Origin of the sequence: Paraburkholderia bengalensis, from assembly GCF_037126505.1 — a bacterium.
Classification (GTDB): Bacteria; Pseudomonadota; Gammaproteobacteria; order Burkholderiales; family Burkholderiaceae; genus Paraburkholderia; species Paraburkholderia bengalensis.
This window is the reverse complement of the sequence record NZ_JACFYJ010000080.1, coordinates 1-18,776: the sequence shown is the minus strand read 5'-3', so window position 1 is coordinate 18,776 and position 18,776 is coordinate 1. Positions and strand designations below refer to the sequence as shown.

Here is an 18,776-nt window from a genome sequence, read left to right as displayed (position 1 = left end):
GATCATTCATGATAACCCTAGTTAAATAAGCAGGCTGGGTAGGTCAATGCAGCGCCCAACTCAGCGTTAGATGATCAACATGCACTATCTGCGTGCAAGATAATAGGTATAATCCACATTGTCAAGGGTCGCGAAGTGTTGTACATATCGTCAGGCCATTCATTCCTGCTGGGTTTGGTGCGTTCATTGAGTTGGCGGATGCCCATACCGGGCAGGTGTTGGCAGTTTTTGGTTGCGCTCTGGTTGCTCGTACCGGGGATGAGAACGCGGTGCGGCACACTCAGTGCTGGATAGTGAGAAACAGAATTGCAAAAGTAGCGTGAGGTAACTGTATGAAGAAGTCGAAAGCTGAGACGGCAGAGACACGCAAACGCATTGTCAGAGCCGCCGCACAAGCCTTCAGAAGCAACGGGATCCGTGCAACCGGGGTCGCAGAGATCATGTCTGCTGCCGGGCTGACACATGGAGGCTTTTACCGCCACTTCGCGTCGAAAGATCATCTGGTTGCGGAGGCCTGCGCGGCCGGCATGGAATCTACCCTCGATGCTGTTGATGCATCGGCGAAAGATGGAGAGCAGGCTTTCATTGAGCATTTTCAAACTTACCTGTGGGATAGAAATCGTAGAGACTGTTTGGGCGAATGTCCTCTGATAGCAATGGGCAGTGAGCTTGCACGCGCTGACATCGAAACACGGCGAGCAGCAACAACTGGATACCGGGAGTTAATCAGCAGCATGGCTGCGAAGGGTGCATCGAACTCAGGTGCCGCAATCTTCGCGTTCTCGTCGATCCTGGGGGCGCTTACTATCTCGCGCATCGTTGATGATCCGGAGTTATCCAACCAGATCCTCATGGAAACAAAAAAGCGGGTGACAGAGCTGTGGCTAAAAGTCTCCGAACCCGATGCCAGCGCAACGGCGAGCGATGAATTAGCTAAGGAAGCAGATTTCATAGAGAATCTGCCAAATGCGGCCGGTTCGTAAGAGGTTTGAATCTCCAAGCGCTGTGGCGTGATTTTACAGAGTGCCCGATTTGATCCAGTAGGCATTACGCGTTTTACATTCGGAACGTCCATCGTCATATTCCTTTTGCGTCTGCGCACCCCCAGACGATGCGACGACATATTCCGTAGCTGACTGACTCGTCGGAGTCAAACATCGAACGCAGTGTGCCGGCTCAGGGCGCATTACGTGGAGCACAGATCGTGACCAGCAGCGAGAAGACCAACCGACTGGGCAACTAGATCGTATTCTCGAGAAATCTACCCAGCATCTCGATGACGAAGCGACATTTCACACTCGGAACTTCTTTACCTTTCGTTTAAATAGCTGAGACAGTTTCGTTTTACGGCATGCCTACAGTTGTTGCGCAAGCTCTCTGATAACGAAGGACGGGCATTCCCACTTCGTCGAAGAACAAGCACTCTGCAAAAGCCGGCGAGCTTTGGTCCGACCAGCCCTGCGTGCACATGGCACCTAGCGACTTACACGGCTTCGGCGAATTGAGCGACGCCAAGACGATACTGAGCACTGCGATAACGCTCTGAAGGGTACCGCCCCGACCGCGTGGCCATCAGGCTTCACGAACAGCCGTGACCAGGCAGCGTTGAGACATGAGGGCATAAACTGCTGAGATAATGGGGAACACATTTTCAGCTACGCTCGCGGTGATCCGAATCCCATTGCAGACGCATTCCGAAGGGACGCAAGCGATAGTGCTGCAAGTCACAAGCGCTGGTCCGACACCGCAACTCGATTCAAGCAGACGCGGCGACCGCCTTCATGCGCCCGATAGCCTCTTCTGTCGTCCAGACTGCGTTGGCGAAGAAGCGATAGTTGATCATCGCGGCCAGATAAGCATCACCTTCCTCATTTCGGCCGCCAGCAACGGCGTCGCGAACCATTGCGACCTCCATTCCTTCCTCGATGATGTCGCGCATATGTCCTTCAAGACAGATGTTTGCGACAGGCCCAGCCATGATGACTTTCTCAATACGTCGCATCCGTAGCTGCTTGATTACATCATTCGCGCGTGAAGATGCACCTTTGTGGGGCGATGTGTTGGCTGTCTTCCCGTCTTGAAGATACTTTTTGTAGCGTTCAGGATAATCGGCGCGGGATCCCGCAAAACCCTCAAGGTCGACAGGGTTTTTGCGGCCAACGAAGCTGATTTGCGTTGCCAGATAGTGCGAGATCGCGCCGCCTGGCGCAACCCACTGGCGGTCTGTCGGGTAGTAATAGTGTGGCGAGTGAATGACGGGAAATCCATATTCCTTGGCGGCTTTCAACAGAGCTTCAATGTTATCCGGCACGTTGTTGGCTCTCAGACTATCTTCAATCATCGGATAGTAGCTACCGCTTTCCGATAGAAATTCGTTCTGTATGTCGGCGAGAACCAGAGCTGTACTTGTTCGATCCAACAACATCTCAGGATTTCGATGAGCAAATGTGAACATTTGCAGCTCCGCAAGTTGATAGACGTTCGCCAGAGCAGGAATGACGGTTTGTCCTTCCATAGACTGGCGCTGCCAGGAAACTACCTCTTCTGGGGATAAATCGCATACACCTTCTATCTGCCCGTGCCCGATAAGTTGGATGGTGGGATTAAGCCACATCGCGGTAGGCCCCACAATTAGACGAAGGTATCGGCTTTGGCGTCGACGACATCAAAAACGGCCGATCAGCCGGAACGGTCCCGGATTTAGCGATTGGTTATCAGGGATTTCCGTGTAGAAATAATCCGAAAAAGGAACCCCTCCGGCTGCCCCGCTCCGCTAAAAATCGGGCACCGTGCTGCGAGAACTCAGCCGCTGGTGATCGCCGGTACCAGCTTGACGCAGTAAGGACAGCGCCCGGCGCGGAGTCAATTGCTTCGGGAAAGACGATCTGCCATGCGCGCGTTTCGTCACACGACCAGGCTGAGCAGTTCAGAACACAGGCCGCGTGGCTTGAGAGGTACTGCGCCGACGCCGGCAGAGTTGTGCACCTTCGAGCAAGATACCGGCGGTCAGCAACGTGTTGCCTTTGCGGTTCGTTGTGACATGGACAAGGGGCACAGTCACAATAATAAAGTGAGTTCGTGCCACAGGCCGGACACCTGATACCCCCCATACTCCGGGCATCGGCGGCTACCACGCTGGCGTGCGGGCGGTGAACGCAAACAGCTGGTCATTCACCACGCCTGTCTGGCAATCATATGCAACAGCCGTTGGCAGTCAAACGCAACGGCCAGCCCGTCGAGGCGGGCCCAAGCTACGCAACACCTGAACATGCATATAAAGCTAGCGGTGAGTTCGAGCTGAGTGTGGCGCGCACATCACGCGCCGGGACGTCGGCGTCCCGCACGTGTAACGTGGCGATAGTCGAAGGGCATTGTTCTCGTTGGCCTGCTGATAAACAGCGCTTTCAAAAACTATACAGCCAGGAGCGTGGATCGAGGACGCAGGTGATTCACGATTAATTGCCCCTCTAATTGAAAAAGCCGCTCAGCTAAGCTGTGAGCGGCATTGGGGGTGTCAGCGTTTCGTGTGTTTTCCAAATCGTGAAAGCGATTCGCGAAGCTTTGGTGCGGCGAAATCGATGAATTGGCGCAGCTTGACGGCCATCAGATTACGTGACACGTGTACGAGATGGACGGGAACGGGTTCCACCTCGAACTGATGGAGTAGTGTCTTTAGCTTGCCAGCCCGAAGTGCTTCATCGGCATCGTGCTCAAACACCAGCGTCAGACCAACTCCGTCCACAGCAGCGCTAACAGCAGCATCCGGTGCTGTGACCTCCAGTCGTGACTTGATTTCAAGCGCAAATCTCTTGCTCGTTCCCGGATGGCGGAATCGCCATGGTGCGAGATAAGGGCTGTTGAATACAACACATGGATACCTCATCAGCTGATCTGGAGCATTCGGTGGAGTGTGTTCTTCGAGAAATGATGGGCTCGCACATAGTATTGGGCGCAGAGATCCGACACGGGTTGCCACCATGCTGCTGTCGGAGAGTTCACCGATCCGTACGGCAAGATCAGCGTGCGCATCGATCAGGTCGATGTTTCGGTCAGACAACAGCAGACGAACGGTGATATCTGGGTATTGAGCGAGAAATTGATTCACCACAGGAAGGACATGAAGTCGTCCAAGCTGAACGGGAGCAGTGATAACCAGCTCTCCTCTTGCAGCAATGAGCGCGCTCGTTGCTTCACGTTCCTGCTCTCGAACCAAGTCCAGAATACGCCGAGCCGCTGCCACGTACGATGCACCAGTTTCAGTGAGGGCCAATTTTCGGGTCGTTCGTATCAGCAAGCGGGTACCAAGCATCTCCTCAAGATCCGCGACCTTGCGGGTCAGCGTGCTCACGGGGATTTTCAACTCTCGCGCCGCTGCAGACAGACTTCCTCTGTCCACTGCCATCAGCAGCAATTCCATGGCTTCCAATCGGTCCAATTGTGCGTCCAAGTCAGATTAGTTTCAGCTATTGTATGAAATTTTCACGTGAATAGGGGCGCGTAACGGAAAGGTTTGAATACGCTATTGCGGCCGAGGTATAAGTACATTCCCGAACACTGTCACTCGATCACGAGTGCTCATCTCCCATCTGCTAGCTACGGAATTCAGCTTCGCATCAGAAATTCGATCGTGGTCGGTCGAAATTTTGGTGCGAAGACAGATGTGAATTTGGCACGCAATCTACTCGTAATACCCATGATGTCGTGACATAAAGTATTACCATTTAAGCGAAAAACAACAGCCAGCGTCATAACGTGCGCTGAGGTGACGCGTATACCCAAGAGAATAGTCCGCCCAAGTCAATCCCGATGTTGGCAAGATTTGTCATAGTATTTGCTAAGGATAACGGATCGAAATCTCACGAGCCGATTCCCGCCCGGTCGTGTATTGCAGATGCTGTTGCAAGCTAGAAAATTGAAACTATTGCATAAAAATCAATACCTTATAAGGGCGACACCCCGGATCTCAAGTTACGCTCTAGTATTGGGCCAAGTCATGGTGCATCTTCTCGGGGAAGATGGAGATAGCAAAGCAAAGAACTGTTTTTTTGACCACCTAGCGCGGGTTCCTTAGTGAAATTAATGAACGTTCGAGACCAACAATATGGCAGAACAATCTGTAACTTCGGCAGTGACACTGGCAAGCTTGCCGCATAGTCAACCGATGTACGTCGATGAAGGACGCTGCCTGTCGTTATACGAAGCGGTTCCTGTCATGCTTCACTCTATCGATACGCAAGGCCCTCTGGTCCATGTTAGCGACGCGTGGCTAGCAGCTCTTGGTTATGAGCGGAGCGAAGTGTTAGGTAAGAACTGGACTGCGTTCCTCACTCAGGAACATCAGCAGAAGTCAGCCGACGTGGAGATTTCGGAGCTATTTCGGAGAGGACATTGCTCTGATATCGAGTATCGAGTTCATCGGAAAGATGGCTCTATTATCGACGTCGCACTGTCTGCCGTAGTTACCAAAGATACGAAGGGCTTCCCATTTTCTCTAACCGTCATTCAAGACATAAGCGAGCGCAAGCAAATTCAAAACGAGTTGATTGCACAGCGCGAGCGTCTACGCGTTACGCTGGCCTCTATCGGGGATGGTGTGATTACAACAGACCAACGCGGCATTGTTGAGTATCTGAATCCCGTTGCAGAGCGGCTTACCGGATGGAGCACGGAGGCCGCACGCGGCTCAGAATCTGCAAAAATATTTCGGATTTTTGATGAGGGGTCCGACAGAGAGCAACAGAACACTGTCGATAGTTGTCTTGCAGAGGACAGGATTGTTTGTTCGTATGAACAGGTTGTGCGACCGGTACTGCGAGATAAAAAAGGCATCGAGCATTGCGTGGAAGAGTGTGCCGCCCCAATCGTGGACGCGACTGGAAATTCAGTCGGAGTCGTGCTCGTGTTTAGGGATGTTTCAGAGCAACGACGATTGAGTCGAGAGATTAAATACCGAGCGACCCACGACAGCCTCACGGGTATCTATAACCGTACAGAATTTGATCACCTGCTAGAAGAGGCCCTGACTTCTGCAACCATTGACGAATCAACGCATGCACTGCTCTATATCGATCTGGATCAGTTCAAAGTAGTCAATGACATAGGCGGACATGCCGCCGGGGATCGATTGCTGAAGCAAGTAGTGGGTATCATTAGAGGTGTGGTTCGGAAAAACGATGTTTTTGCCCGTCTCGGTGGAGACGAGTTCGGTCTTATTCTGGAAGGTTGCAGCCTCCGATCGGCACAAAAGGTTGCCCAGAAAATCTGCGCTGAGCTCGATAGCTTCAGATTTCAATACGGTACGCACTATCTGCATGTTGGCGCCAGCATCGGGTTGGTTTTGATCGACAAAAATTGGACGACGACGGCAAGCTTGCTGCAGGCCGCCGATCACGCATGTTATGCGGCAAAAAAAGAAGGTCGTAATCGCGTTCATTCTTATCTTGTGAACGACGGAGTTATCGAAGCACGCCGTGACGATACCTGCTGGATAAAATGTCTTGAAAGAGCGTTTGACAATGGGAGATTCGTTCTCTATTGGCAAAATATCCGGCCGTTGGCAGCTCGTGGAAAAGGAATACATGGAGAAATCCTTCTGCGCATGCTTGATCAGGACGAGATGCTGATTTCCCCAGGCGCATTTATATCCGTAGCGGAAAGATTCCAACTGGTGTCGCGGATTGATCGATGGGTAGTACGCACCGTATTCGCGTGGATGACGGATCACAGGGACGAACTTCATCATGTGGAAAGCCTGGCGGTTAACTTATCAGGGATGTCAGTTGGAGACAGGGATTTTCATGTTTTTATAAAAAAAATGATCAAAACCCATGATTTCGATCATCGGAAGATATGTTTCGAAATCACCGAGACTATCGCGATCAGCAATATAAGCGATGCACTTTGCTTTGTAGATTCAATGCGCGGCTATGGTATTAAATTCGCTTGGGATGATTTCGGGAGCGGGGTGTTATCGTTCGGATACTTAAAGCGTTTGCCTTTTGATTTCGTCAAGATCGACGGCCAATTTATCCGTAGCCTATGCCTGGATCCCATCGATCAGGCAACAGTGAAATAGATTTGCGAAGTAGCGAAAATCACGGGGAAAAAGACAGTAGCAGAATTTGTCGAAGATGAGCCTGCAGAGCAGATGCTGCGAGAAATGGGAGTCCACTACACCCAAGGATTTTTTCGGCATCGGCCGGCAAAACTCGACGAACTTCTGGAATTCAGAGCTACCGAGTAGCTGAGGAGTATGTGAATTCAGACCGTCCTGCGCCGCAGCGCTGCGTCGGCCCGTAGTTTGATTGAAAGGAAAGCATCTGTTCTATATGATGGAGATAAATATTCAGATAATATAAAATTATTGAAAATAATCAAATTTCTTTTTCATTTGTTCTTCGTGCTTGGATTTTTGTGTTTGTTTGCTGCAACTTGGACAATGGCCATTATGCAATCAATGATATGGGGGACAACATGGGAAAGTTTAACGAATTTAGTGAAATTCAGAACCTCGACTCGAATAGTGTCATTGAAAAGGCTATATCGGAGATTGACGAACTTTGCATCTGGTTGTTTGACCGTTGGTGCGAGCAGAGAAATGTCATACCTTTGGCGTACCTGATGCACACTTGGCCTGTAGCTTCGCAAGATCCTTACTTCTATAAGAGACTTTCAAACACACTGGACGAGCTCGTTACATTTCATTGCGACTCGCTGAGTTTGTATGAGCGAGAGATGGTGCATGACCTGAAAGAGACCGCGATGCATACTTCCGCATATCTTGCCAAGGGGGGTGGCACGTTGAAGCGATAAAGGCTGCTCATCGCATTGCGTAATAGGAGTGCGTGAGCAGCGCAGCTAGCGTAGAGAGAGGTTGATTTTATGAACGAAATCAATGTATCTAATCATGAAAGTGGTGCAGAAGACCGTAGTATTGCGTCGCCACTGATTTGTTTTTCGGTCCAGGAACGCGGTTGGATGAGCAGACTACGTTCAAGAGCGCTGGTATCACTCGTCGTTTTCGGGTGGGCTCTCGTCGAGATACCGCTGGAGCTGTCGCTCGCGCCTACCTTCGATGAGCAACTTGCAATTTTGTTTTCGAAAGCACTGCTTGGAGCAGTTGTGTTTGGCGCAGCAAACAGAGTGCGCTGGACGGAAGTGGTGTTTATGTTGAACTGCATACTCAGTATTCTTGCGGTCGCGCCTAGCCTGCCTACTGAGATGGTGGTGTTGCCGATCGCTTTCTGGTTTTCATTTGTCGAGTGTCTGTTGAAAGGGATTGCACTTCTCATTTTTGCATTCTCTCGCGAATGACGCGCTACCGTTGGTGATACGGCTGCACTGCGCCGCAAACATCGTGCAGCCGCAATCTTTTTTTGCCTCATGCTGTCGACCAGTTGATCAACCGCCTGGAGCAGAGCGAATGTACGCGTAAGCGGTCGCGCAATACACATATGCGCTCGAGTGGTAGAGGAATTGATCTTGCCTCCGCCCGCCTTCCTGACGCCACGGCTTATGCAGCCTTATCTTTTGTCTGCAAGAGCCCCAAGCCAGTCTTGCACGAACTGAGTTAGCGACATGAAGCCGAGCGATGAATGACGGCGACTGCGGCTATAAAACACTTCGATGTATTCGAGCAAGTCCGTCAAAGGGTCGCGCGCGCGTATTCGCGAAACTGCGGATTATGCGTAGAGTGTCGCACCCGATCAATACGAAGAGCAGCAGAGTAGACAGTAACCGTATCCTGAGTATCAGCTTGCTGTCGAGGAAAACAACATAAACGCGCGTGAAGATGACGGTAAATGACAGTTCTCAGATGAGTATGCCTTGGGCATTCGAAACGTCGCGCGCCATCTGTTTTCGAGCCTGTGCGCCCCAGCGCGCTTCTTCGATTACAAGAAGTATTTCTTTCGCAGCGAGGCCGCCTGCAAATCCAGTCAGTTCGCCAGAGGAGCCAATCACACGGTGACATGGCGCGATGATCGAGATAGGGTTGCGGCCATTTGCTGCACCGACTGCGCGCACAGCCGTCGGATTCCCGATAGCTACGGCAATTTCACCGTACGTGCGAGTCTCGCCATACGGGATATTGAGCAGCTCTTTCCATACGCGCTTCTGAAAGTCCGTTCCATGGAATTTGAGGGGCACATTAAACTTGTTTCTTCGCCCGGCAAAATACTCATTCAGCTGTCTCTCAACTTCAACCAATGTAGGATCGTCATTCTGTTCATGCATTGAACCGAGACGAACTCTTCCAGGTCGGTCCTTTTCCCACAGAATCGCAACCAGCGACGCGCCGTGGGCGACAAGCGTGAGCTTCCCAACAGGTGAGGGGATGATTTTGAACAAAAATTGCGTGCCTTGATCCTGAGTCATGCTTTTGATCTCTTAGCTAACTGCGTAACGGTGTCTGATGTGACTCATGTGCTTATGTGGGTCCAGCTGTGGTTGAATGCAAGAACTGGTTACAGGCTGCTTCGCTTTAACTGTCTTCGGCATTATTCGGCATTGACGGTAAGATGCGCAATAGCGTATTTTTGTGTAGCTACACTGGAACAGGCAGCTCTTTCGGGCGAATCAGAGTGGGGTCATCGATCTTGTAGCTACAGGCACCAGGTGTCTGAAGGTGGCTAAGTGAGCAACGTGGGCCTCGAAACTTGATGCAGTTACGTCGATGACTCGTAGACGCGGCTGGTGGAGCGGCCGCGCCTGCCAATGAGGCCCTGAATCTATCGCATCAAAGCATTTCGAGGGCGAGCGCAATGCCCTGGCCACCACCTATACAAAGCGTTACGATGCCGCGCTTCAGGCCATCGCGGCGCATGGAGTGAATCAATCGAGTCGTCAGTATTGCACCTGTCGCACCGATTGGATGGCCGTGTGCAATTGCGCCGCCTTCGACGTTGATAATGTCATGCGGTATTCCCAACTTCTGTGCGACTGCAAGCGGAACTGCGGCAAAGGCCTCGTTGATCTCAATGCGTTCGATGTCGCTTAACTTCCATCCCGCGCGTTCAAGAGCAATCGGAACCGCAGGCACCGGCCCAAGACCAAAGAGCCCAGGTTCAACGGCTGCGATTCCGAACGAAACGAGGCGGGCTGATGGTTCGATTCCGTTTGCATCCACGTAATCTCTGGCTGCAACGATCATCGCGGCGGCGCCGCTATTGAGGCCAGGCGCGTTGCCTGCCGTGATCGCGCCGTCAGGGCGAAACGCAGGACGCAGTTTCGCAAGTACTTCCACCGTCGTGTCCGGTCGCGGCTGCTCGTCTTTCGAAAATTCGACGATGCCTTTTCGCCCCTGGATCTCCACCGGAACGATCTCCGCATCGAAATATCCGCGTTCATTTGCAGACACGAAACGCTGCTGTGACCGAGCCGCCCATTCGTCGAGCATAGTGCGTGTCAGATGAGCCTCTGTTACGAGATCTTCGGTATGCCAGCCAGAATGTTTGTCTGAGAATGCATCGACGAGCCCATCGCGCAGTGCACTATCATGCAACTGCGCGTTCCCCATGCGACTGCCCCATCGACCACTGTCCAGAAGATAGGGGGCTCGATCCATGTTTTCCATGCCCCCCGCTACGACTACATCGCCGAGGCCAAGTGCTATTTCTTGAGCCGCAGTTACGACAGCTTGTGCACCTGATCCGCAAACGCGATTTACGGTAAACGCGGGAACTGAGATGGGAATTCCGCCGTTGACGGCTGCTTGTCGAGCGGGGTTCATTTTATTGCCGGCCTGGATCACATTGCCCATCACAACGGATGACACTGTATCCGGGTCAACTCTGCTGCGCTTTAGTGTCTCGCGGACCGCGACCGCCCCAAGTTGCACGGCAGCAACATCTTTCAATGTGCCGCCAAATGCGCCGATCGCCGTTCTAACCGGGTGAGCAATTACAACCTCGCGTCCATTCATCATAACCTCGTTTGGTGAAGTGTGTTCCTGAGGGCACACGGGCCGTATGCCGTGACCATGATCTTCGTGTAACGCGGAGAGCTCATCCGCCTGACCTAAGCCTATCGGCCTAACCCGCTATCGGTTATGGGGGGGCAGTCATGAATCGTTCCATGGATTATATACATAATCTCAAAAAACTGTCCGATACGCGCTCACGTAACCGTACCTGTCAATGAAAATCGGTACCTTCGTCTAATTGTGGCGTGGAAGGTTGTCGTGTCACACTGAATCATCCCTAAGCGGGGACTGACCAGACTGGATGGCCAAATGGTTGAGGTTCGCAAGCAGGGGGCGGCGAGCGATATCGCAATTAGATTACGGCTTGTTTTGGGACTTTGATCTCACTTTTATCGGGTAACCCGTAGCGAAGATCGGTCGTTAGTCGAAGGTGGATGATCGCCCCAGCGGGCGATCATTGCGCAATTGTGATCGACGCGATTCGGATTATCTCCGCATCAACGATTAAGTGCAGAGTTGCCGTCAATGGAGAGCGTAATGGAATTGAAATGTGACGCATGGGCGCAGACCTTGAGTCTCCTTGGTCGTATTTCGTCGACGCAGACAAATGGCACAACTCTCAAAGTATCGGCCAAGGAAGCTGACAGAAATTTGCGCAGAAGGAAGCGCCGCAGGCGCTCTGACTGTGGAAGGCCTCTTTCTGCCTTTGTTTCGGTACTTGAGCGGTGCTCCCCGACATTAGTATTGCTATCGTGGTGTGATGCAACAGCGGGGCGATATGGCGACCAGAGATGGCGGTTGCGGGTGGCGCATGGCAAGGCAGTCTGTGCGCTAAGCGGAGCAATGATTGAACGTGGCGATCTTGTCTATCGACCCTGTACTCGCGGTCAGGAATGTCCGATGAACGCAGACCACTCGATACTGGCCGAAGCGCTCGATAGGTTGGAGCAGGAATCCAATATCGCAGCAACCTGGAGTAGCGACCGGATTGCGAACTAGAGCATCGGAACGCTGGTTTCGGCTATATATACAGCCCTGTCATCGTGGTGGCGGATCGCTGATTGACATGCATCGGGCAGGTGCGTGTAGCGGTATTGCGAAAACATAACGCTATGCCGCAAAATAGACGTGGCCTCACTCGTTCGGACAGTCTTCTGAGATTTTTAAGTGGAACGTTTGGGGCGTTCATGCTGCCAATTTGATCGCAGGCAGCGTCGCGAAGTATGCCTCATCCGGCGTGCGGTCTCCCAGGCTCGAATGAGGTCGTCTCTGGTTGTACAGATTGATGTAATCGCCGATTGAGCGCCGGGCGTGCCCCACCGATTCATAGGCTTTCAGATACACCTCTTCATATTTCACGCTTCGCCACACGCGCTCGACGAACGCGTTGTCACGCCAGGCACCTTTGCCGTCCATGGACAAGCTGATGCCCCGGCTGAGCACGGCCTCGGTGAACACTGTCGCGGTGAACTGGCTGCCCTGGTCGGTATTGACGATCTCAGGTTGCCCGTACTTCATGAGCGCTTCTTCCAACGCCTCGACAGCGTGCATCGCCTCCATCGTGATCGCTACGCGGTGGGCCAGTACCTTCCGGCTGGCCCAGTCCACCACGGCGGTCAGATACACGAAGCCGCGCGCCATCGGGATATAACTCGTATCCAGTGCCCAGACCTGGTTTGCCCGATTGATCTTCATGCCCCGCAGCAGATACGGCCAGATCTTGTGCTGCGCATCGCGTCGGCTCGTGTTCGGCTTGCAGTACAGCGCCTCGATACCCATGCGCTTCATCAGCGTGCGCACGCGCCTGCGGCCAATCTCGTGTCCCTCGCGACGCAGCAGTCGCGCCAGCATCCGCGCTCCGGCAAACGGAAACTCCATGTGCAGTTCATCGATCCGGCGCATCAGCAACTGGTCCGCCTCGCTCACCGGTTGCGCCCGGTAATACAAGTAATACACGCTCCATCTTGCGATACCGACGAGTCGCGCCTGCTGCGAGACCGGCAATGCATGCGTACGATCGATCATCGCTTTGCGCTCAGCAATCCCGCTTTGTTGAGCGCGCCGCTTAAAAAATCGTTCTCCAGCGCGAGCTGGCCGATCTTCGCATGTAGCTCCTTCAAATCGACTTGCGGCTCGCTCGACGCCGTGCCGCCTGCGCCAAACACATCGGCGGCACGTTCCTGCAACTGCCGCTTCCATTCGGTGATCTGGTTCGGGTGCACATCGAACTGCTGCGCCAGTTCAGCTAGCGTCCGCTCACCCTTGACTGCAGCCATTGCCACTTTCGCTTTGAACGCGGCTGAGTGCGTCCGTCGGGTTCTCTTCGTCATCTTCAAGGTTCCTTTGCCGGCATTATGCCAGGCTCAGGCCCCGAGCGCTCCACTTATCCGACTGTCCGAATTTGCGCGGCCACCTCTAAATCGTACATTGATCAGCTCATCGCTATGCCTGCGGCAGCCAGGACAGTGCAATCAGAAAGTCTCACGGTTATTCCCGTGCAGATGCTACTTCTTTCTTAGAAGATGGTGTTCACGTTTGCTCACACACTCTAAGGCATTCCTGGCGCTCGACAAAGCCAATGCGGATGCGGGGTGTTGCAATGCTCAGAAAACGTGGTGACTTGTACAATTTCGTGAATTCTTTGTTCAGATATCTCAGCTTGATCAAGGGTTGAGGCGCATCTACTCTCATTCGACGGATCAAATCAACGTCCAGCGAAAATCTTTGTTGCCCGTGCCCATTGAACGCGAGCGGAAAAATATGATGCACTGTCCTCGCTAAGGTGGCGATTTCAACGAATTTGAGTATTGAGGACTGCATGGATGAGACAACCGAATACGTACCACCAAACGTGTGGACGTGGACCAAGCCGAGCGGAGGCACGTTTGCAGCAGTAAACAGACCGATTGCGGGGTCAACACATGAAAAAGACTTACCCGTTGGTCAGCATCCGCTGCAGCTTTACTCGCTTGGAACGCCCAATGGTGTGAAGGTCACGGTTATGCTGGAGGAGTTGTTGGAAAAAGGGCACGTTGGTGCCGAGTACGATACCTGGCTTATCGAAATCAAAAAGGGGGATCAATTCGGTAGTGGTTTTGTCGAGATTAATCCGAACTCCAAGATTCCCGCGCTCGTGGATCGAAGTTTGGATAGGCCGCTAGCCATATTCGAATCCGGATCAATTCTTCTGTACCTGGCAGAAAAGTTCCACGATTTTCTTCCAGAGAGTCTTGAAGGGCGAACGAATGTTCTGAACTGGTTGTTCTGGCAAGTCGGCAGCACACCATACTTTGGTGGAGGCTTCACCCATTTCTATTCATATGCGCCCGTAAAAGTCGAGTACGCTATTGATCGATATACGATGGAACTCAAACGGCAGCTTGACGTGCTTAATCGTATATTTGCCAAAAGCGCTTACATCGCGGGAGATCAATACAGTATCGCTGATATGGCGATCTTTCCGTGGTACGGTGGTTTGTTTGAAACTCGCGATGACAATGTGGCCGAATTTCTGTCAATCCATGAATACCCACACGTAGCCCGTTGGGCGCGGGGAGTCGCGTCACGCCCCGCCGTAAAGCGTGGTCGCATGGTTAACCGAACATGGGGAGACGATCCTGCGAAACAGTTAAGAGAGCGCCATGACAGATCGGATTTTCTGACGAAGACGCTCGATTAAGAAGCGTAATTGGAACTCGTTTTCCCCGACGGTTTCCCGACGGGAGTAGAGGCCTGTCAATTTAAAGCGCACGGGGCGTTTTCCCCGCTCCGTCAGCTCGAGGGCAACTTTAGCAGGACGTCGCCGAGGAACCTCTCAGGTAGCCTTCGCGGCCACGATTTCAATTTCAACCAGAAATTCAGGGCGCACTAAAGCCGGCATAATCTGAAGCATAAAAGCAGGCTCGTAACCTTGAAGGACGTTCGCTCGCACCTGTGCATAGTCGCGAATGTACTTCTCGTCGGTCAGCGTGGTTGTTACCTTGACAATGTCACGGACGGTCATGCCAGCCCTATCGAGCAAACTGATGACATTCCGCCACGCCTGTTTCGACTGTTCTACGATGTCTTCGGCCAGAGTTCCGTCTGGCGCGAGACCTGGCGTACCTGCGGTGTATAGCCAACGCTGGTTTGGCGCAATCTCGACCGCATCGCTGTATACGCCGATCTGGCTGGCGATGCCAATTTTGTGAAGTGTGTGCGTCATGGCCATACTCCTTGCTTTCTTGAATGTTTTTTCGGACGAGAAACGTGGCGCTCGAGAGGCTCAGTTGTTTTCTTACATCGCGCTCAAAAGTATATTGACCCGCGAAACTGCAAACGTTGGATCGAGCGGTTTGTCATCGAACAGCATCCGGTACATGATGGGCGCAACCACCATATCCATGACATCGTATGCGCCCGGTGCTGAATCGTTCCGCCCAGTCGCTCGATCCAGCAGAATCTGGATATGTGCCCTTGCGATGGCTGCGCATTGTGACGCCGGTCCGCCGCCACCGACATCGGTGCCGGCGAGCACGTCCCTTATCATTGCACGACCAGGCGCGGAAGACATTTCCTCCTGGTAAGCTTGCGCCCATGCTTCGAGATCGCCTCGCAACGTACCGGTGTCCTCAGGCAGACTCTCAGGATGAAACCGATTGACGGCAACGTCGGCAAGCAAGCTGTCTATATGACCCCAACGCCTATAGATCGTCGATGGTGTTACGTTTGCGCGTGTGGCTACCGTTGAGACGGTTATCCGATCGCGCGGCATTTCATTGAGCAGAGCGTTCACCGCCTCATGAACGGACTCCTGTATCCGTGCGCTACGCCCACCGGGTCGTAGTCCTTCTCGTACTGTCATCGTTCCTTTGCTCCTGCTATGCCAATCCGACGCATGGGCAACTCTCAAGCTCTCAATCTAAGTATGACACTAACGCTAAAAATTTGCATTAAGCGGGTCTGTGATTCAGAATGCACAAAAGCGAATATTTTGCGTCTACGCGATGGAGCGCGCCGTGACTGTTGATACCGCCGTTGAGACTGAGATGCAAGAATCTTCCCGGAGTCTCTGGATATACGCGCTTAGCGTTGCGACATTTTTCGGTGCATCGAGCGCGCCCACGCCGCTTTACCGGTTATACCAGGAAGCTTGGGGGTTCACGCCTGCCACACTGACAATCGTATTTGGCACTTATGCATTCAGTCTCCTCGTCGCGCTTCTGATGACAGGGTCTCTGTCGGATTACCTGGGAAGAAAGCCGGTCATTCTCGGCGGGATTGCGCTGGAAATTGTGTCAATGTTCGTTTTTGCCCAAGCCCACAATGTTCAGGTTCTTATAATTGCGCGCGGATTACAGGGCGTCGCTACGGGGGCAGCCACGAGTGCACTGGGCGCGGCGATCCTTGATGCGTCGCGGGATCGCGGAGCATTGATCAATACGCTTGCTCCTCTCTTTGGAATGGGACTGGGAGCGCTTGGCGCCGGTATGCTGGTAGCACACGCTCCATGGCCAATGACACTCATATACGTCGTATTGATCGCGTTGTTGTTGGCAGAAGGGGGTTTGACGCTGTCACTGCGTGAGACGGTTGCCCCGATTCCGGGCGCGCTGGCGGCGCTCGTTCCGCGCGTGCACGTGCCACGAAGTGCCCGTGGCGCAATGCTGCGCGTCGCACCTGTCAATATCGCAGTCTGGGCTTTGGGCGGCTTCTACCTCTCGCTTGGGCCGAACCTCGCTCGCATTGTGACCAGCAGCAATGATGTGACCGTTGGAGGATGGGTGGTTTTTGCCCTTACCACCAGTGGTCTCGCTGCAGTCGTGGTGTTACGCGGACTCGCTACCCTGCGCTTGTTGACGGTCGGCGCGATAGCGCTCGTGGCAGGCCTGCTCATCACGCTATGGGCAGTACACGCAGGTTCTGCGATGATTTTCTTCATCGGTACGATCATCGCGGGAACGGGTTTTGGCTCCGCATTTCAAGGCGCAGTGCGCTCAGTTCTGCCGCTCGCGGCGGCGCATGAACGGGCAGGGCTTATGGCAGCATTTTATGTACTGAGCTATCTCGCGTTTAGCGTCCCTGCGATTGTCGCCGGAACATTAGCGCATAGCATCGGTCTTCGTCCGACCACGAATCTATACGGCGTTGCGCTTGCATTTCTGTCTGTCTTGACGCTGCTCGCGAGCACCTTGAGCAAAGAAAGCGGACGGAATGTGGAACAAAGCTGCAAAGCTAGGTAGGTTACGGGTTGACTGTTCATTTTCGCAAAATCACGAAGACGTCTGGTCCTTATTTCGGTTACAGGTATCGCATGTATGATCGTGGCAGGTTGTAGAAGCATTTTTCTGAAACTGCAGGAAGGGTGAGCACGCGATCAGCTCGCCGTTTGGCGAGAATGCTGCGTGTGCGCATGAAGTGCTCAATCGACAACGGAGCCGTCTTTCATTGAAGCCCGTCGTCTGCCAGAAAAGGTGGTGCTCGTTCTCCCAGCATCAGTAAAAATGATGCACGACGAGGTGCCGATTAGAATGCAGCGCTGTAGATCGCTAACGCATCCGACTCGGAAAGCGGGCGCGGATTGTTTTTCAGAAGCCTCGTTTGTCGCATCGCATCAGCTGCCATGCGTCCGAGGTCGCTCTCCTTCACGTCAACCTCGCGCAACTTACGCGGGATTCGGGTTGCGTCGATTAGCTCATCAATTCGCGCAATCAGTGCTGCCGTTTTTGCGTCGTCGCTCCCGGCTACATCTGGCACAACGATACTGGCGAGCTCAGCATAAAGGCGAGCGGCAACCGGCGCATTGAATCTTAGAACGTGTGGCAAGACTAGAGCGTTTGACAGCCCGTGAGCCACGTGAAAAATCCCTCCGACCGGGTATGCCAACGCATGCACAGCGGCGACCGGAGAGTTTGCAAATGACTGACCTGCGAACATGGCGCCCAGAAGCATGGCCTCTCGCGCTTCGCGGTTCGTTCCATCCTCGCATGCGGGCAGCAGGTTGTGTGAGAGCAGTTCCAGCGCTTTACGAGCAAGCATGTCGGAGACTGGATTCTTTAGATGCGCCGACGTGTAGGCTTCGATTGCGTGTACCATTGCATCGATGCCGGTCGCTGCAGTCGTCGCAGCCGGTAATCCTAGCGTTAAGTCAGCATCGAGGATGGCGAGATCTGCAAAGAGCTGGGGCGCAATTACTCCCGTCTTCGTAGTTTCGCCCGTCGTGATAATCGACGTAGCGGTGACTTCGGACCCGGTTCCAGCTGTCGTTGGCATCTGAATCAACGGTAGAGGCTCGCCGGTGACGTTCTTGATCCCGTACATCTCTGTCAGCGGTTGGGTACTGGACACCAGAACAGCGATCAGCTTCGCGACATCCATCGGCGAGCCACCACCAAGGCCAAGTACAACTTCGGCGCCGGCTGAACGTGCTCTCTGCGCGGCTTCAAGTACGATGTGTTCGGGCGGATCAGCAACAACATCGGCGATAACAGTGACGTCCCAGCCATGGCTTGCAAGGTTTGCAAGTGCAGGATCAAGCAGGCCGCTTTCTTGCAGATAACCATCGGTAACTACGCACAGACGTTTTTCCGTCTGGAACTGCTCTCTGAGGATAGCGCCAAGGCGCTTTGCTGCGCCTGCTTCAACGATAACTGTAGGCACGGTCTGAAAGCGAAATGCATTCATGTGATTTCTCTAGGTATCAGGCAACCATTTGGCCGCGATCGATTCTGAAAACGGTGTCCAGGACAGCTCCAGCGTGCTGCAGATCTGCTCCAGAGTAAGCGTTGCTTCACTACCGTCTGTTCATAGGTGCTCGAAATCGGCAACCTAGTTCCCACCAGATCAAGTGGGAATCAGAACGATGGAAACGAAGGCG

The 18,776-nt window shown here is 53.2% G+C and carries 13 protein-coding genes and 2 pseudogenes; 6 read left to right on the top strand and 9 right to left on the bottom strand.

Features of this window, described 5'->3' with window-relative positions; genetic code table 11:
• Positions 1-332 precede the first annotated feature (332 nt).
• Positions 333-983, top strand: a complete 651-nt coding sequence (locus H3V53_RS32545; RefSeq protein ID WP_336601348.1) for a TetR/AcrR family transcriptional regulator — start codon at positions 333-335, stop codon at positions 981-983.
• 773 nt (positions 984-1,756) lie between these two features.
• On the opposite strand, the gene H3V53_RS32540 is transcribed toward H3V53_RS32545, so the two are convergent.
• Both H3V53_RS32540 and H3V53_RS32535 read right to left on the bottom strand, forming a co-directional pair.
• Positions 1,757-2,614, bottom strand: coding sequence for a cysteine hydrolase family protein (locus H3V53_RS32540; protein ID WP_336601347.1), 858 nt, complete (start codon positions 2,612-2,614; stop codon positions 1,757-1,759).
• Between the two features lie 900 nt (positions 2,615-3,514).
• Entirely contained in the window at positions 3,515-4,417 is a 903-nt protein-coding gene (locus H3V53_RS32535) for a LysR family transcriptional regulator (RefSeq protein WP_336601346.1), read from the bottom strand.
• 684 nt (positions 4,418-5,101) lie between these two features.
• Between H3V53_RS32535 and H3V53_RS32530 the strand changes: the two are divergent.
• Both H3V53_RS32530 and H3V53_RS32525 read left to right on the top strand, forming a co-directional pair.
• Positions 5,102-7,243, top strand: a pseudogene (locus H3V53_RS32530) (EAL domain-containing protein).
• A gap of 638 nt (positions 7,244-7,881) precedes the next feature.
• A complete protein-coding gene (locus H3V53_RS32525; protein ID WP_336601344.1) occupies positions 7,882-8,313 on the top strand; it encodes a hypothetical protein in 432 nt (143 codons plus the stop codon).
• A 199-nt stretch (positions 8,314-8,512) separates the two neighbouring features.
• Here H3V53_RS32525 and H3V53_RS43795 read toward each other — a convergent pair.
• The 3 genes and pseudogenes from H3V53_RS43795 to H3V53_RS32515 all read right to left on the bottom strand — a co-directional run.
• A pseudogene (locus tag H3V53_RS43795) lies at positions 8,513-8,642 on the bottom strand (IS3 family transposase); the annotation flags it as partial.
• 169 nt (positions 8,643-8,811) lie between these two features.
• Entirely contained in the window at positions 8,812-9,375 is a 564-nt protein-coding gene (locus H3V53_RS32520) for a methylated-DNA--[protein]-cysteine S-methyltransferase (protein WP_336601343.1), read from the bottom strand.
• Positions 9,376-9,736: 361 nt separating this feature from the next.
• Positions 9,737-10,921, bottom strand: a complete 1,185-nt coding sequence (locus H3V53_RS32515; protein ID WP_336601362.1) for a thiolase family protein — start codon at positions 10,919-10,921, stop codon at positions 9,737-9,739.
• A 525-nt stretch (positions 10,922-11,446) separates the two neighbouring features.
• Between H3V53_RS32515 and H3V53_RS43790 the strand changes: the two genes are divergently transcribed.
• Positions 11,447-11,920 (top strand): DUF3331 domain-containing protein, encoded by a 474-nt coding sequence (locus tag H3V53_RS43790; protein WP_419539601.1) that lies wholly within the window; start codon positions 11,447-11,449, stop codon positions 11,918-11,920.
• A 186-nt stretch (positions 11,921-12,106) separates the two neighbouring features.
• Here H3V53_RS43790 and H3V53_RS32510 read toward each other — a convergent pair.
• A protein-coding gene (locus tag H3V53_RS32510) for an IS3 family transposase (protein ID WP_336601342.1) occupies positions 12,107-13,251 on the bottom strand; the annotation gives its coding sequence in 2 pieces (ribosomal slippage) (positions 12,107-12,987 and positions 12,987-13,251; 1,146 coding nt in all).
• A 488-nt stretch (positions 13,252-13,739) separates the two neighbouring features.
• Here H3V53_RS32510 and yghU point away from each other — a divergent pair.
• On the top strand, positions 13,740-14,600 hold the full coding sequence (gene yghU, locus H3V53_RS32505; protein WP_336601341.1) for a glutathione-dependent disulfide-bond oxidoreductase: 861 nt from the start codon (positions 13,740-13,742) through the stop codon (positions 14,598-14,600).
• Positions 14,601-14,735: 135 nt separating this feature from the next.
• On the opposite strand, the gene H3V53_RS32500 is transcribed toward yghU, so the two are convergent.
• Together H3V53_RS32500 and H3V53_RS32495 are read right to left on the bottom strand one after the other, a co-directional pair.
• Complete coding sequence (locus H3V53_RS32500) at positions 14,736-15,125, bottom strand: RidA family protein (RefSeq protein ID WP_336601340.1); 390 nt, start codon at positions 15,123-15,125, stop codon at positions 14,736-14,738.
• Positions 15,126-15,197: 72 nt separating this feature from the next.
• The gene (locus H3V53_RS32495) at positions 15,198-15,695 is read right to left on the bottom strand and encodes a TetR-like C-terminal domain-containing protein (RefSeq protein WP_336601339.1); all 498 of its coding nucleotides are present in this window, start codon (positions 15,693-15,695) and stop codon (positions 15,198-15,200) included.
• A gap of 223 nt (positions 15,696-15,918) precedes the next feature.
• Between H3V53_RS32495 and H3V53_RS32490 the strand changes: the two genes are divergently transcribed.
• Positions 15,919-17,142 carry an MFS transporter gene (locus H3V53_RS32490; RefSeq protein WP_336601338.1) on the top strand — a complete coding sequence of 408 codons (1,224 nt, stop codon included), beginning with the start codon at positions 15,919-15,921 and terminating at the stop codon, positions 17,140-17,142.
• Positions 17,143-17,425: 283 nt separating this feature from the next.
• Here H3V53_RS32490 and H3V53_RS32485 read toward each other — a convergent pair whose 3' ends face one another.
• Positions 17,426-18,583, bottom strand: a complete 1,158-nt coding sequence (locus H3V53_RS32485; RefSeq protein WP_336601337.1) for an iron-containing alcohol dehydrogenase — start codon at positions 18,581-18,583, stop codon at positions 17,426-17,428.
• Positions 18,584-18,776: the final 193 nt, after the last annotated feature.